This window comes from Staphylococcus pseudoxylosus, assembly GCF_044794325.1.
GTDB lineage: Bacteria > Bacillota > Bacilli > Staphylococcales > Staphylococcaceae > Staphylococcus > Staphylococcus pseudoxylosus.
Window position 1 is genome coordinate 2,788,913 of sequence record NZ_CP085024.1, and the last position, 15,223, is coordinate 2,804,135.

A 15,223-nucleotide genomic window follows, 5' to 3' on the forward strand; every position below is an offset into this window, starting at 1 on the left:
AATGATGCTACTTCATGACTATACATGATTTATTAAAGACTACACGTTTCATTCATGTGTGTTCATATAAAAATTAATTATTTACTAAAGGAGATATTTATATGAGTATCATATCAGTGATTTTAGTTTTATTAGTTGCCGCAGAGTTTTTCTATATCATGGCCTTGCAGACTTTTGCAACAACTTCTGACAAAACGAGCAATTTATTTAAAATGACTAAACAAGCGCTACAACAAGATAATTTAAAAACGCTTATGAAAAATCAAGGCATTTACAATGGCCTTTTAGGCGTATTCTTACTATATGCTTTATTCTTTTCAAACAATGCTAAAGAGTTAGTTGCTTGTATATTAGTGTACATGATTATCGTTGCGATATATGGTGCCGTAACAAGTCAAAAATCTATTTTATTAAAACAAGGCGGCTTACCAATCCTAGCCTTAATTTCATTATTATTTTAATATCTAGCATCCATGAACAAATCGTTACAACATGTAGCTAAAAATAATAAAAAATATAATCCGAAATCAACAGCAAGACATGTTATGTTGGTTCACACAATACAAAACCTAACACCGTAATCTTTGAAACTTCTCAATTCAACTTGCTTCAAATAAACTAGAAGACAAATAAAGGCGAGTATATAACACCAATTAATTAATGTTGATGTCATATACTCGCCTTTTAATTTTTTACTGATTATTTACAACTGAGTACTATAAATCTCGTTGTTTAAAACCGATAATGCCTATGATACACATCATTGTTGCAATAATAGTTAATATCACCAGTGGTAATAATTTAAAATCATCTACCGGTATATTCGGAATATGATTAAATGGTGTAATATCTTTCATCCATGCTTTTACATTTAATAAAACGCCTAAGTAATTTACTACAAAGGTGTAAGCTAAATAAAGATATACTACATTTGTAAACTTAATACCCCAACCAATAACCAAAGTACCAAGTCCTACAAAAACCAATATTGCTGGGATAAAGATCATTGCTGATTGCATAATCGTTCCAAAATCAATTGCATTTTCTAATGCATAAACTTGCCCTACATATAAACCTAGAGCAGCTAAAGAAACCATAACTATAGCGTTAATAATACTTAAAATCAAGAAACTAGATAAAAAATTAATTCGTGATACTGTGTTTGCTAATACAAGCATCGCATACCCCATATCAATACTCTTTTTAATTTTAAACAGTGACATCAATGATGGTATTGTACTGATTAAGCTCATAACTAACATCAATTGTGGCAAAAATTGTTCAACGTAATTATTACCTTTATCGGAAAGCATTGATTGTAATAATGGATTGTCTTTGAAAAAACGATCTAAATCGCCAAAGATGGACCCATAGGAAAGTCCGAGTACGAATAATCCGATAGCAAAATAGCAAAAACCCGCTTTTTGTAATTTTATTTGTAAGCCTAGTGGCGATTTCATGTACCACGTTGCACGCTTTCTACTTGGTAATTGTGGTAGCATCTTAGCATTTATATCTCTAATATGATTTAATGCTAATGCGATAACATACATTAAAACAGTCACAACGAGCATGGTAATAATTGGCCACCAGTTATTTTCTGAAAAAGCATAGACTCTAGATAACCACCCCATAGGTGAGTACATTGATATTTGTTCATTGGCTATATCACCAAAAGCCCTAACTAAATACATCAATAACAAAACGGCAATACTCATACCCGCCGTTTCTCCACCCGATGATACAAGTTGTGCGATAACCATCGTTAGCCCACTAAACATTAAACCGAAGACACCCATACTAAAGCCATAAACTAAGGCACCTGAAAAATCTATAGAATTGGTATTTAAACATGTAAGTCCTACCACAAATAAAATAGCTAACAGACCATTGCTAAATATATTCATCAATAAATGACTAATTAATGGCGCATGTTTCCCTATTGGTAATGCTTTTAAAATTTCTGTCTTACCATCCGCTTCATCCCCACGTGTATCTCTAGCTACAATGAGAATGTTCATAATAGCTACCATAATACCCGTAAACAAAGTCATTTCATGCGCAAACAATACACCAATATTAACATCGTTGAAATCTCCTGGCCCTAGCATAACTTCCATTGCAGGGTTCTTCGACATTTCTATTATTGGCCCCATCTTCGCTTCATTAGGATACATGTTTTTAAAAGCTGGTGGGATAAGTAATGTTAAAATAGTTAAAAGTGTAAGCCATAGAAAAATTTTGAATTTATTACGCTTTAAATAAAAATAAAAAAGTTTCGGAGTTTGGAATAATAATGCCCCCATAATTATTCCTCCTCTTCACTATGTTTATCATAATGACGTTTGAATAATGCTTCTAAAGTTGGTGGCATAGATTCCAATTTCTTAACATCGTATTTCCCTAAGTATTTAATTACATCTGATACACAATTTGCATCTACTTCAAAGCGATATGTTGAATCCGCTTGCTGAATGTTATGAACACCATGCACTTGTGATAAATTTTCTAATTTTTGTTGTGACTCGACGATAAACTGCATGCGTGTTAAATGCCTCATTTCTTCTAATGTCCCCGTCTCCACAACCTTACCATTGCGAATAATACCCACACGATCACACAATTTTTCTACCTCACTTAAAATATGACTAGAAAGCAATACACTTTTGTTGTCCCTTTTAACAGCTCTTACACATTCTTGGAATATGTCTTCCATAAGTGGATCTAGACCTGAAGTAGGCTCATCTAATATATACAAACTTGCATCTATACTAAAAGCAGTAATCAAGGCTACTTTTTGACGATTGCCCGTTGAATAAGCGCTACATTTTTTGGTAATGTCTAACTCGAAACGTTTAATCAAATCCTTTTTCTTTTCATGGTTAGCATTAGGATGTAAATGTAAAAAGAAATCTATAATTTCACCACCAGTCAAGTTTGGCCATAGATTAACATCTCCTGGTACAAATGCAATATCTTTGTGAACCTCAACAGCTTCAGTCATCGCATCTTTCCCAAACACTTCAATTAAGCCTTGTGTTGGTTTCAACAAGCCTAATATAGACTTAATCGTAGTAGATTTCCCTGCACCATTTGGACCGATAAAACCGTAAATCTCCCCTGCCTTTAATTCCATATTCACACCATTTAATGCATAGAAATCACCAAATTTTTTTGTTAAATTCTCAATTTTTAGAATAGCCATCATATCACCCAATTTCATCAATTTTCTATTCATCAAATTAAATCTGTTTGAAAGTGATTATTTCATAAAAGTATGTCTTATAACTACGAATAATTGTTCATATGTTTATTCTAACCATTGTATTTTATTGTGTCGTTTCCAGATGTCCGGTCTCTTAAATCATATTCAATTTCTTCTAGACTCCGTCCTCGCGTTTCTGGCAAATATTTTATTACAAAGTACATTGCAAATATACCAATAACTGCAAAAATCAAGAATACCCATTCTGTACTTAGTGCATTATTTAACACTGGAAATAGTTGCGCAACAAGTAATGTACCGAAATTCAATACAAGCGTTGCTAATCCAGTAGCTGCACCACGCGCACGCATCGGGAACATTTCTGGCAACATAACCCAAAGGATAGGCCCCCAAGTTAAACCAAAGAATACAATAAATAGCGATAAACACACGATAATAATACCTGCTGATGATGCGATACCAATGGTCCATATTAAGATTGCCATAATAAGTAATGAAGCTACCATCCCGATATTTCCGGTTATCAACAATTTCTTACGATCAACTTTATCTGCTATAAACACCGCTATAATCGTTACAAGTACATTTATCGTCCCAATTCCTACCGTCCCTAAAATAGATGTTGCTTCACCTAATCCTGCCTTACTAAAAATAGTGGGTGCATAAAATATAATCGCATTAATACCTATGATTTGTTGAAATAATGCAAAAATACACCCAATGATTAATGTCGGTCTTAACCAAGGAGATTTTAAAATAGTCCAAGTTGATTCTGAAATTGCTGATAGTTCTTTCATCTCTTTAATTTCTGTATTAATCTCATCATCATCATTAAATGTAATGCTCATAACATCTCTTGCAGCTTTTTCATTCCTGTGTTCCAATAACCACCTTGGACTCTCAGGCATAAATGCTATACCAATTAATAAGATGACAGATGGTACTATTGCTAAACCTAGCATCCAACGCCATCCTTCTATATCGGCAAAGGCATAATTAATGAGATAGGCTGCTAGAATTCCAATTGTAATCATTAATTGATTCAACGAGCCGAGCGAACCACGATAAGCTGTTGGAGCCATTTCTGATAAATAGACAGGCACCGTTGCCATTGAACCGCCTACAGCCAGACCAATAATAAGACGTCCTAACACAAGCGTTGGCATGTTTTGCGCAACCGCTAATATCAATGATCCGACAATATAAATAATTGCAATGATTAATACTAAACGTCTTCTTCCGATTCTATCCGATAAAGGTCCACTCCCACCAGAACCGATGATTGCACCTATAAGCATGGATGAAACTACAAGACCTTCTGTAAAACTGTTTAATGGAATATCGTCATTTATAAAGAGCAACGCTCCTGAAATAACACCATTATCATAACCGTATAATAAACCACCAAGTGCACCTAAAATAAATATTAAACTCTTATTTGCTTTCAATTTGTACCAACCCCTTTAAAATTATGTCTATTATATTCTTAATATGTAAGCGTTACAAATATTTCCGAATTATTATATTCGCAACTGTTATTTTTAAAACTCTTATTATTATATATAAGATATATCAATAAGTTTAAAACTTATAATTTAGGAAATTAAATAATATATTATGATTTTAAGGGGTGAAGTGTAATGCTTTTAAAAGAAGAAATTAATAACTTAGAAAAATATGATGGTACAACAGAGAACCAAAAAGTATTTTCAATTTATTTAAATACACATCCTGATCAAGGCACAAAATGGAAAATCGAATTAAAAAATGCACTAAAAGATTTAGCTTATAGAACGAAACACAGTGATGACCATGAGGAAAAAAATCAAGCTAAAGAAGTCATTAAAAAAGTTGAAACAGAAATTCAAAGTGTAGAGCCTGAGTTAAAAAGAGGTCTCATTCTATTTTTAACTGCAGATGAATCATTATTATTTAAAAAATTAACTCATATATCCATAGATACTGAGTTTAATTGGGGGGATCAACCTAAATTAGATCAATTGAAATCATTACAAGGAAACTATCCTTATACGGGTATTTTAGTTTTACAACAAGATAAGGCACGTTTAATTGAAACAGAAATAGGTACTATCGTTAAAGAAAAAGACTTTATTTTAGATTTAGACACAGATGATTGGCGTGAACACCAAGGGCCACAAGGTGATGACTTTACGCAAGGCGGCTCAAAAAGAGACGAGTTTAAAGAAAGAGTCAAAGCGAACCAAGAACGTTGGCTCAAAAATTTAGCTTCTACTGTGGAAATAAATGCTAAAAGAAATGAATGGAAACAAATTTATTTAGCAGGAGAAAAAGAAGAAATAGAAAAACTACGTTCTTTATTTAATAGAAATATTGATAAAGTGATTACCAGTAACATTTTAAATTTAAACGCTACTGAAATTATAAATAAAGTTAATGAAGAATAATAAAAATGGGGCAATATAAAAATCACAGTGTTAAGATGATTTTTATATTTGCCCCATTATGTGCTGATATATTTTAAATTTAATTAATTTCTATGGTTCGCTTACGTTTTAAATTTTAAAACTTACAATACGATTTCTTAATTATTCGCTTTTACAGCTTTCGGCTCTCTACCGATATATATTGATTGAAGCATAATATATAAAACAAGCAAGCTACCCAATGTATCTGTAAAATAGTGTGCTTGTAAATAGATTCTAGAAATCATAATAGAAATGACTAATAGTACACAGATTACCGATAGTATTTTGCTATTTTTTAATAATAAGATGAGACTTACTAATAAACAAACACTTAAAACATGCATACTTGGAAAACTATAACCATCTATATCTAGGCTCGGTCTCGGGCGTTGAATCACATACTTTAGAAATGTGCCTATCGCAAATACACTAAAACACCAAAAACCATACCACCAAAATTTAACTTTATTAAAGAAAAATAATACAAGTAGTATGAACAACACCATGATCAAACAATTCAGAGGAGAAAATATCGCAGAAATAAAAGACAAATAATGAACAAGTATGTAGGCAGTTATTAATTCATGTAACCAATGATAAACAAAAGCATCTAAGCCATTCGTTAAGCCTGTATGTATACATAAAACTAAGAGCATAAAACATATGCTAACTAAAATCATATTTACGTAATTTTTCATTTAATAGCCTTCCTTTCTTTATTAATATTTCGAGCTACTGCAAGCAACGCACCAAATGCAATACTTATACTTAACATCGATGAACCGCCATAGCTTAATAACGGTAATGTCACCCCTGTTAATGGAATAAGGCCTGATACACCTGCAAGATTGATAAATACTTGCATAAATAAATAACTTACAACACCTACACAAATTAACTTATAAAATTGGTTTGTTGTTTTATTCGCATAAATGAATCCTTTAAACAAAATAACGCCATAAACCATTAATGTGCATAATACACCAATTAAACCCAATTCTTCTGCTATCACAGTAAATATAAAATCTGTATGAGGTTCTGGTAAGTATCCTAATTTTGCGATACCATTACCTAAGCCCTTGCCTGTTAAACCACCATTTCCTATAGAGGTTAGCGCCCCGGTTAATTGGTAACCGTCTCCATTTTCATATTTAAATGGATCTAACATTACCTTGATTCTTTTTAATCTATATAAGTTTTTAGAATCAAATATCAATGTATAAATAATATAAAAAACAATGGGAACCATCGTAATCATCATAATCTGAAGTTTAATTTTATTTTTTATGTCTGAATAAATAAGTATAGAAGCAATTATAGCGACTGTTAGCAATGTGCCACCTAGGTCCCCTTGCATCAACACAAGTAATAAACCAACACCTAGCACACCTAATGGAGGAATCATATGTTTTAAATGATAATCTCGAGAACTCGAAATACGCCGGTTAATTATGTATGATAGATAAAAAATTGAGGCTAACTTTAAAAATTCTGAAGATTGTAAGCTGAACAATCCTAAGTTAATCCAGTTTCTCGAACCGTTGATTTCTTTCCCAATCAGTACTGTAATGAGTAATAAACATAAAGTACCTATAATTATAAGCTTTTGTATATTGCTCTTTTTTAATACATTAATATTGATAAAAGCGCCGATGAAAATAATGACTAAAAATCCAATTACTACAAAGAGAAATTGCCTTTTCATAAAATGATTACTTTCAATAGGTACACCACCTGTAAGAGAGCCTTTAGAAGCTGACACCATACTGGCACTGTATACCATTATTACGCCTAAAATGCTTAGTAGCAAAAAACTTATAATTAAAATATAATCTAATTCCTTGATATGTTTACGTATGTAAGTTAAAAATCGTTTCATGTCTGCACCTCATTATGACTGTCAGAATATAGTAAAACACAAATTTAATATTAGCTCAATCATACTTTAGGCTTATCTAATTTGAATTCTTAATATTTAAGCATTTAACTTTTATTCAGTTATTATATATTTATCTATAATTGAAATATTTACACATATACACATCCTATCGATATTGCTTTTACACCCCTCCACATCATCAAATAAAAGAAATTGAAAAATATAAAGCGCTATGCTAAAATCAATCAAAGACTTAAAGCATCTATAATAACCTTATAAGTAGAAGCATATTTCAAACCTACTTATAAATGAAGGAGCTTTTATTTGAACAAAGATCATTTTGACCAAATTGCACAAAAATACGATGCCCCTGAAAGAATACACCTCGCTCATGTTATTACCCAAGCAATAACGCAACAAATTAAAGATACAAACTACCAAACTTTGCTAGACTATGGTGGTGGCACTGGCCTTGTAACATTAAATATCGTAGATTATTTTGAAGCAGTTACGCTCATAGATGCTTCTCCACATATGGTAGATATTTTTGAACACAAGGTATCAGATTTAAATCAAACTTCCATTAAAACCTTGGTGGGTGATGTACTTTTAGACGATACAATACTCAACCACAAAAATTATGATGTTATCGTATTATCTTTAGTCTTACTACACAGTGGTAACTATCAATTATTATTACAGAAACTTTATAATCACCTAAATGATGGAGGCATGATGATACTTGTTGATTTTGATAAAAATGAAAATATTTATCATCCAAAAGTATATAATGGCTTTGAACAAATGGATATCATCCATGCTTTTAACGAATTAGGCCTGACAAACCTACAGATTAATACTTTTTACAGTGGTCAAAAAATATTTATGAAGCAAGATGCAAGCTTATTTATAGCTACAGGTAGCAAACTATAGATGTTCATATTTATAACAAGGGGTTCCGTGACACCGATTGGTGTCACGTTTTTTTAATTATCTAGCTAGTAGACGACCAATACCGATGTCTTTGCTCCTATCATCAGTAGTATCAAGTACCTTGGCCATTATTCAAGTGTTTGTCCGTCTATTTAAGACTGGAAGCTTGCTTTTAATGACATTTTTTCTATATCTGATAAGAAAGTATAGTTAATCGCACGTTGATTAATGTATTCAATTTGCTCTAACGTAATCATTTGGTTATCTACTAACAATTCATACTCTTCATTCAAGGAAGTTTGAGTAACCGTTCGATTATCAGTATTTATAAGAAATGGAATCTCTTGGTCTAACAAATAAGGAATATTTAATTCTTTTAAATCTGCAATTGCTTTTGTCTGAATATTACTTTTAGGACACATTTCTAATAGTACATCCTGTGCTTTTACAAACTGTAAGGCTGCTTCATCTTGATTGATAGCAACGCCATGACCAATGCGCTTTGCCCCTAATTTGATAGACTCTACCACATTTTGCATACAACCACACTCGCCTGCATGCAATGTGAGATTGAAACCTTGATCTAAGGCATATTGAATAGGTGATGCTATATCATTAGGAGGGAAATCTGCCTCAGGGCCGGCGAAATCAATACCGTTGATGACTTTACTATCATATTTTTGAATAAAATCGAAAAGTGCTTTATTAACTTCTGACTCATGTTGTCGCATTGCACAAACTAATAAGTTAACTTGAATGTCTAATGTATGAATAGCCTCTTGTACGCCAGCTTCAACCGCTTCTATCACTTCAGTTAACGTTAATCCTAGATCCATATGAAATCGCGGCGCGAATCGAATTTCAATATATTTCACATTATCGCGCTGTGCCTGTTGTGCAACATCGACAACCGCTCTTCTTAAAGCATCGTGTGTCTGTAAAACTTTTAATATTTCATCAAAACATTGCAAGTATTCATCTAAACTCTCACAATTACTACTCACAAATAGACGCGCTTCATTTAAATTTATGCCTTGCTCCATCGCTAATTGTCTAATTAATTCAACACTAGTAGAACCATCTAAATGGCAATGTAATTCAACTTTAGGGATATCTTGTAGCATTTTATTCATATCTGACTGACCTGCCTTACCTCTCAAATGTCACCATTAATTTTTAATACGGAAACAAAAAGATTTTTTTAAAAATTTATCTATATACTATATCACGACGTTAAATACAATACTATAAACGCATATAATAAAGGAAAATGTATTTTGAATAAAATCACACAATACAACGCGATACCAAATAAATATCATCACACTATTAAACAGAGTCATTCAATAAAAAAACTGTCAACAAGTCTTCAGACTAAGTCGACAGTATTGTGATTAATCAAAAATAAATTACATTAAGCCCTTGTGTGTATAACATATAAAACATGCGCGTTACTACTTACTTCCTAAATAACCTATAGTAACTAATGAAATGCCTAAACCTAAAAAGCATACACAAAGTAAGATTACGATAATTTTCAATTCGGTCATGAAATGTTTTCTACTTTGTCCTTTATTAACAAGCAAGATACCTATAACAATATCTAAAATAAAGACTGTAATTAAAGTGTAAGCAATGATATTTAATATAGCCATCCCATCTTCCCCTTTTAATGTTATACATAAGTCTTATTATAAAACTATTATTGCGTTACTAAACTACTGCGCACACACGGTCATGTTTGTCTTAACTTGTAAGACTTAAACTTATGTACTTACAAATTAAATATATTGATGTGTTTTTAAATAATCGATAATTTGAGTAACTGCATCTTCCACACTATATTGCTCTGTGTCTATTACAATTTCTGGATTTTGTGGTTCTTCATACGGTGCGTTTATACCTGTAAATCCTTGAATTTCACCGTTGCGTGCTTTTTGATATAATCCTTTAGGGTCTCTGGCTTCACATTCATCCAGGCTACATGAAGTATAAACTTCTATAAATTCATCTTCTGCTAATAGTTCACGAACAACGTCTCTATCTGCTTGATAAGGTGAAATAAATGCCGTCACTGTTACTAATCCAGCGTCGACCATCAGTTTACTCACTTCACCAATACGACGAATATTTTCCGTACGATCGTCTGGGCTAAATCCAAGATTTTTATTAAGTCCATGTCTCACGTTATCTCCATCTAAACGATACGTATGAACTTGTTGATCATATAAAGCTTTTTCCAATGCTACAGAAATTGTAGATTTTCCTGAACCTGATAATCCAGTAAACCAAATAACTGCACTTTTATGGTTTTTACGCTGTTGTCTTTCTTCCTTAGTTACTTCTGATGCATGCCAAGTAATATTTTTTGAAGTAGTCATAATTAAGCTCCTTTAAAGTTATTTTTCTTGTAACCCTTTAATAAGTACTGCCGCTACTTCAGGTCTTGAGAACTCTTTAGGTAATGATTCACCATTTTTCAATTTTTCTCGAACTTTTGTACCACTTAGATGTAAGTGTGAAGAAGCATCATGCGGACACGTTTTCGCTGTTGCCATGTTTTCACAAGATTTACAGTAGAAAGCATGCTCAAACTTCAAAATTTGTATTCCCAACTCTGCTTCATATTGTGCAATTAATTCTTGGGCTTCATATGTACCATAATAATCACCCACACCTGCATGATCACGACCAACAATAAAGTGAGTACAGCCATAATTTTTACGCACTGTCGCATGCAATATTGCTTCTCTTGGGCCAGCATAACGCATTGCTGCTGGATATATAACTAAGCGTGTTCTATTTTCTGGGTAATAATTTTCAAGAATAACTTCGTAACTTTCCATTCGTACTTCAGCTGGAATATCATCAGATTTCGTTTCTCCTACTAATGGATTTAATAGAAGTCCATCAACCGACTCTAATGCGGCTTTCTGAATATATTCATGTGCACGGTGTACTGGGTTACGTGTTTGGAAACCAACAATTGTCTTCCAATTTAAATCGTAGAATAGTTGTCTCGTTTCTGCTGGATCTAAATGATAATCTACAAAATCGTCATGTTTGGGTCTATCTAATAAATGAATCGGTCCAGCTAAATATACACTACCTTTTTCATAAACTTTTGCTACACCTGGATGTTCTACATCTGTTGTTCCATATACAAATTGCGCTTCTTTCTCTTTGTCATAAGTATACTTCTCTTCTAGTTCAAGAACGCCGTATAAATGATTGTCTTCGCCATATAAAGCAATGCGCGCACCTATTTCAAGTTCATTAGCTTTATCCTCAGTCACTGGTAAAGTGATTGGGATGCTCCATACTAAACCATTACTCAAATGTAAGTTCTCTACTACCTCAGTATAGTCTGCTTCATTCATAAATCCTGTTAACGGACTAAAGCCACCGATACCAATAAGTTCTAAATCTGATAAACTCCATGGGTTTAATGTAATAGCCGGTAACGAATCTACTACTGTTAGTAACTCCTGTTTTAAACTTGTATCTGCTTCTCTATTAATCAAAGTTCCACCATGTGGTTGAATTGTATTTTCTTTAATTTCTTTAGTTAATGGCAATTGAAAAACTCCTTTTTAATCTACTTCATGCGCATTGACGTTGGCATTATTTTTAGTGAATATAAATGGTAATTTCTTGTTTTGATATAAAGTGAAGAATAATAAACCAATCCAAATAACAATTAGTGCTATTTTCACAGAGATTGAAACTGTTGTATTCGCTTCAAATACACTTAATAACGAACTAGTATTTGTGAAGATTATTAACCCACTGACACAAACAGCTAAAATATTCATAGGTAAAATCTTAACTAAATAAGCAGCAAATGGTGCTGCTATGAAACCACCAATACTTAATGCAATTACTAAGCCCCAGTTAATTTGGCTCCATCCTAAAAAGATAATGAAACTAATAGAAGCTGAAACAGTTACAAAAAATTCACTCGCTGAAACTGTACCTATTGCATATCTTGGCTCTAATTTTTTCTGAGCTAATAGCAATGGCGTATTAACTGGCCCCCAGCCGCCACCACCAACAGAATCTAGAAAACCTGCAATTGCACCTTGTGGGATCATTGAATATTTACCAATGCTTGAAGGTTCTTTAATTTCGTGTTTATTTCGTTTATATAAAAATTGATATAAAATATAAAAGCCCATCGTTAATAAAAATATCGCGATAAATGGTTTGATAAATTCACTGTGAATATGGCTCAAAAATGCTGCACCTATAAAAGCCGTGACAGCACCTGGAAGTGCCAATTTAAACATCGTTGGCTTGTGTACATTATCAAACTTCCAATGTGATGTACCAGAAGCAGCTGTTGTCGCAATTTCTGAAAAATGTATGGTCGCAGAAACGATAGCTGGTGCTACACCAAACGTTAATAGTATAGATGAGGAAGAGGCGCCAAAGCCCATTCCAAGTGAGCCATCAATTAATTGTGCAAGAAAACCTGCAAGTGCAAATATAAATAGTTTGTTCATGCGTCGTACTCCTTCCGACTCTACTTCATTGATTCAAGCCTTTTTATCATTTCAAGTTGCTTATTTTTCTCTCTATATGGCTGAGTTAAAACCATTTTCAAAAAGTCTTCTTTTTGCCTCATAGATAATTGTGTTTGCTTAATCTGTTGTCTACATTCATATAAAAAATCAACATAGTCTTCATAACTACTATCAAAACGTTCTTTGAATTCTGATAAAATTTGTGCTGTTAGCTTAGGGCTAGCACCATTGGTAGAAATACTCAGTGTCAACTTCCCTCGACGCAATATACTTGGAAATACAATATCACCTTCCTCAGCAACTGATGTCATATTGATAAATGCATGTTGAGATTTTGAAGCTAGAATTTGTTGGTTAACCTCACTACTATTGGTTGCAGCAATGATTAAATCCGCCTGTTTTATATCTTTTGCTTCGAATGATTTTGCATGCCAATGTACGCCGTCTTGATCAATCATATGGCGTAAATTCTCGGAAATCGTTGGGCTAATGATGTGAATGTCTGTCGCATAATGTACTAAAGTACTAACTCTACGTTCAGCCACTTTGCCACCACCAACAACAACAATGTGCTTTTTAGAAATATCTATCATAAGTGGTATAAACGGCATAACATCACTTCCTTCTTAGATTGAATTACTGAGTCACATATTCAAAAGTCTCTTCAACACGTTCTTTTAATGCATCTTGCAAATGTTTATGATTACCTAATCGTTTACAGAGTATAATCTCTTTGGCATCTCCATATTCAACAACTTTCTTAGAAATCTGTTGATCTAATATGCCTGTAAACCATATATAAGGCACAATGTAGATTTGTGAACATTCTGAATGGACAGCATCATGCAAAGCTTCTTCAAAGGAAGGCTTACAAGCAGCTAAATAACATGTTTCGATATCACTAAATCCAGTTTGCTCTCGCAATTGGGACTTAATTGTCTCTACATCTATTTGAGTTTGTGGGTTATAACTACCTCTACCAATGATGAGCACTTTGGCATCGTCTTTTGGCGTAACACCTGATGTTTCAATCCTCTGTTTTAAAATTTCAGTCAATCTTGGTTGCACGCCTAAAGGTTCACCATAAGTAACATGGACGTTGGGATGTTTTTGTTGATTACGTTCAATTTCTGTTGGAATGTCCTTGAAATAGTGACCAGCACTTAATAGCAATACAGGTATCACTGAAATTTCAGTTGCCCCTTTATCAACTAAGCGTTGGAAGCCCTGTGATAAGTCTGGGCTTGTTAATTCTAAAAAACAGGTCTCTTGCAGGGCCACATCAACTTGTTCTTTTACTAAATCAATAAATGCTTTAGCTTCATTGACAGCATCGGGTACTCTACTACCGTGACTTACATATAAGACGCCTCGCATACTTACCCCTCCGTTTCTAGCGCGCTCAATAACACTGGTGCCATGTTATTGATATGTTAGTTTCGCTACTGCTGATTCAACTGGCATCTCTTCAAACCAGCTAATGCGCTCTCTTAATTTGACTACTTCACCGACAACAATCATTGCAGGGTTTTCAATGTCTTTTGCAACTTCGACAATATTTGATAACGTCCCTACCACAGTTTTTTGAAATTCTGACGTTCCTAAACGTACTAGAGCAACAGGGGTATCAGCAGCGCGGCCATGTTTGATTAACAACTCACTAATTTCAGGTAATTTTTTAACACCCATATAAATACATAGTGTTTCTGGCCCTAGGGCAAGGTGCTTCCAATAACTATCTTTATCTATATTTTTATTAATAACACCTGTAACAAATGCTACGGATGAACTATAGTCACGATGTGTTACTGGAATACCTGCGTATGCTGGTGCCGCTACGCCAGAAGTTATGCCAGGGACAATTTCAAATGGAACATGGTGCTCAGCTAATATTTCCGCTTCTTCTCCACCTCTACCAAAGATAAAAGGATCGCCACCTTTTAACCTTGTTACTACTTGTCCTTTTTTGGCTAAATTCACGAGTAATTTATTCGTGTCTTCTTGTGGCAACGAATGGCGATTAGGATCTTTACCACAGTACATAAATTTTGCTGTGGGTGATGCATGATTTAACAATTCTTTATTCACTAATCGGTCATACAAGATTACATCTGCTTGTTCAATTGCTTTTAATCCTTTGACTGTAATCAGATCAGGATCTCCAGGCCCTGCGCCTACTAAAAATACTTTGCCCATCCTGTCACCACTTTCT

At 33.4% G+C, this 15,223-nt stretch carries 16 protein-coding genes; 3 read left to right on the forward strand and 13 right to left on the reverse strand.

Going from position 1 to position 15,223, the window contains the following annotated elements:
* The first annotated feature begins 101 nt into the window (after positions 1-101).
* A complete protein-coding gene (locus LG295_RS13305) occupies positions 102-461 on the forward strand; it encodes a DUF1304 domain-containing protein (RefSeq protein ID WP_107530298.1) in 360 nt (119 codons plus the stop codon).
* 255 nt (positions 462-716) lie between these two features.
* Here LG295_RS13305 and LG295_RS13310 read toward each other — a convergent pair whose 3' ends face one another.
* The 3 genes from LG295_RS13310 to LG295_RS13320 all read right to left on the reverse strand — a co-directional run bounded on the left by LG295_RS13310 (position 717) and on the right by LG295_RS13320 (position 4,674).
* Positions 717-2,306, reverse strand: coding sequence for an ABC transporter permease (locus tag LG295_RS13310; RefSeq protein ID WP_404476045.1), 1,590 nt, complete (start codon positions 2,304-2,306; stop codon positions 717-719).
* Between the two features lie 2 nt (positions 2,307-2,308).
* Entirely contained in the window at positions 2,309-3,205 is an 897-nt protein-coding gene (locus LG295_RS13315) for an ABC transporter ATP-binding protein (RefSeq protein ID WP_107557827.1), read from the reverse strand.
* A gap of 110 nt (positions 3,206-3,315) precedes the next feature.
* Positions 3,316-4,674, reverse strand: coding sequence for a sugar porter family MFS transporter (locus tag LG295_RS13320; RefSeq protein ID WP_318832458.1), 1,359 nt, complete (start codon positions 4,672-4,674; stop codon positions 3,316-3,318).
* Positions 4,675-4,866: 192 nt separating this feature from the next.
* Here LG295_RS13320 and LG295_RS13325 point away from each other — a divergent pair, with 192 nt between their 5' ends.
* Positions 4,867-5,652 (forward strand): VLRF1 family aeRF1-type release factor, encoded by a 786-nt coding sequence (locus LG295_RS13325; RefSeq protein WP_318832459.1) that lies wholly within the window; start codon positions 4,867-4,869, stop codon positions 5,650-5,652.
* A 137-nt stretch (positions 5,653-5,789) separates the two neighbouring features.
* On the opposite strand, the gene LG295_RS13330 is transcribed toward LG295_RS13325, so the two are convergent.
* Together LG295_RS13330 and LG295_RS13335 are read right to left on the reverse strand one after the other, a co-directional pair.
* Positions 5,790-6,371, reverse strand: a complete 582-nt coding sequence (locus LG295_RS13330) for a phosphatase PAP2 family protein (RefSeq protein ID WP_107530309.1) — start codon at positions 6,369-6,371, stop codon at positions 5,790-5,792.
* A complete protein-coding gene (locus LG295_RS13335) occupies positions 6,368-7,552 on the reverse strand; it encodes an FtsW/RodA/SpoVE family cell cycle protein (RefSeq protein ID WP_107530311.1) in 1,185 nt (394 codons plus the stop codon). The genes LG295_RS13330 and LG295_RS13335 overlap by 4 nt, the downstream gene beginning before the upstream one ends.
* Before the next feature lie 324 nt (positions 7,553-7,876).
* On the opposite strand from LG295_RS13335, the gene LG295_RS13340 reads away from it, so the two are divergent.
* Positions 7,877-8,485, forward strand: coding sequence for a class I SAM-dependent methyltransferase (locus tag LG295_RS13340; protein ID WP_404476047.1), 609 nt, complete (start codon positions 7,877-7,879; stop codon positions 8,483-8,485).
* A 152-nt stretch (positions 8,486-8,637) separates the two neighbouring features.
* Here LG295_RS13340 and add read toward each other — a convergent pair whose 3' ends face one another.
* From add to cobA, 8 genes are all read right to left on the reverse strand, one after another.
* Positions 8,638-9,618 carry an adenosine deaminase gene (gene add, locus LG295_RS13345; protein WP_318832461.1) on the reverse strand — a complete coding sequence of 327 codons (981 nt, stop codon included), beginning with the start codon at positions 9,616-9,618 and terminating at the stop codon, positions 8,638-8,640.
* A 321-nt stretch (positions 9,619-9,939) separates the two neighbouring features.
* Positions 9,940-10,140: a hypothetical protein gene (locus LG295_RS13350; RefSeq protein ID WP_107530315.1), complete on the reverse strand. Its 201-nt coding sequence runs from the start codon at positions 10,138-10,140 to the stop codon at positions 9,940-9,942.
* Between the two features lie 126 nt (positions 10,141-10,266).
* The gene (gene cysC, locus LG295_RS13355; protein WP_107530317.1) at positions 10,267-10,866 is read right to left on the reverse strand and encodes an adenylyl-sulfate kinase; all 600 of its coding nucleotides are present in this window, start codon (positions 10,864-10,866) and stop codon (positions 10,267-10,269) included.
* A gap of 18 nt (positions 10,867-10,884) precedes the next feature.
* Positions 10,885-12,063, reverse strand: coding sequence for a sulfate adenylyltransferase (gene sat, locus LG295_RS13360; protein ID WP_318832462.1), 1,179 nt, complete (start codon positions 12,061-12,063; stop codon positions 10,885-10,887).
* 15 nt (positions 12,064-12,078) lie between these two features.
* Entirely contained in the window at positions 12,079-12,990 is a 912-nt protein-coding gene (locus LG295_RS13365; protein ID WP_318832463.1) for a sulfite exporter TauE/SafE family protein, read from the reverse strand.
* A gap of 20 nt (positions 12,991-13,010) precedes the next feature.
* The gene (locus tag LG295_RS13370) at positions 13,011-13,622 is read right to left on the reverse strand and encodes an NAD(P)-binding protein (protein WP_107530324.1); all 612 of its coding nucleotides are present in this window, start codon (positions 13,620-13,622) and stop codon (positions 13,011-13,013) included.
* Between the two features lie 25 nt (positions 13,623-13,647).
* A complete protein-coding gene (locus LG295_RS13375) occupies positions 13,648-14,388 on the reverse strand; it encodes a sirohydrochlorin chelatase (protein ID WP_107530326.1) in 741 nt (246 codons plus the stop codon).
* A gap of 45 nt (positions 14,389-14,433) precedes the next feature.
* Complete coding sequence (cobA, locus tag LG295_RS13380; protein WP_107530328.1) at positions 14,434-15,207, reverse strand: uroporphyrinogen-III C-methyltransferase; 774 nt, start codon at positions 15,205-15,207, stop codon at positions 14,434-14,436.
* Positions 15,208-15,223: the final 16 nt, after the last annotated feature.

Coding starts and splice junctions, on each gene's coding strand:
- LG295_RS13305 (WP_107530298.1), top strand. CDS start 102: ATGAGTATCATATCAGTGATTTTAGTTTTATTAGTTGCCGCAGAGTTT.
- LG295_RS13310 (WP_404476045.1), bottom strand. CDS start 2,306: ATGGGGGCATTATTATTCCAAACTCCGAAACTTTTTTATTTTTATTTA.
- LG295_RS13315 (WP_107557827.1), bottom strand. CDS start 3,205: ATGGCTATTCTAAAAATTGAGAATTTAACAAAAAAATTTGGTGATTTC.
- LG295_RS13325 (WP_318832459.1), top strand. CDS start 4,867: ATGCTTTTAAAAGAAGAAATTAATAACTTAGAAAAATATGATGGTACA.
- LG295_RS13330 (WP_107530309.1), bottom strand. CDS start 6,371: ATGAAAAATTACGTAAATATGATTTTAGTTAGCATATGTTTTATGCTC.
- LG295_RS13335 (WP_107530311.1), bottom strand. CDS start 7,552: ATGAAACGATTTTTAACTTACATACGTAAACATATCAAGGAATTAGAT.
- add (WP_318832461.1), bottom strand. CDS start 9,618: ATGAATAAAATGCTACAAGATATCCCTAAAGTTGAATTACATTGCCAT.
- LG295_RS13350 (WP_107530315.1), bottom strand. CDS start 10,140: ATGGCTATATTAAATATCATTGCTTACACTTTAATTACAGTCTTTATT.
- cysC (WP_107530317.1), bottom strand. CDS start 10,866: ATGACTACTTCAAAAAATATTACTTGGCATGCATCAGAAGTAACTAAG.
- LG295_RS13365 (WP_318832463.1), bottom strand. CDS start 12,990: ATGAACAAACTATTTATATTTGCACTTGCAGGTTTTCTTGCACAATTA.
- LG295_RS13370 (WP_107530324.1), bottom strand. CDS start 13,622: ATGCCGTTTATACCACTTATGATAGATATTTCTAAAAAGCACATTGTT.
- LG295_RS13375 (WP_107530326.1), bottom strand. CDS start 14,388: ATGCGAGGCGTCTTATATGTAAGTCACGGTAGTAGAGTACCCGATGCT.
- cobA (WP_107530328.1), bottom strand. CDS start 15,207: ATGGGCAAAGTATTTTTAGTAGGCGCAGGGCCTGGAGATCCTGATCTG.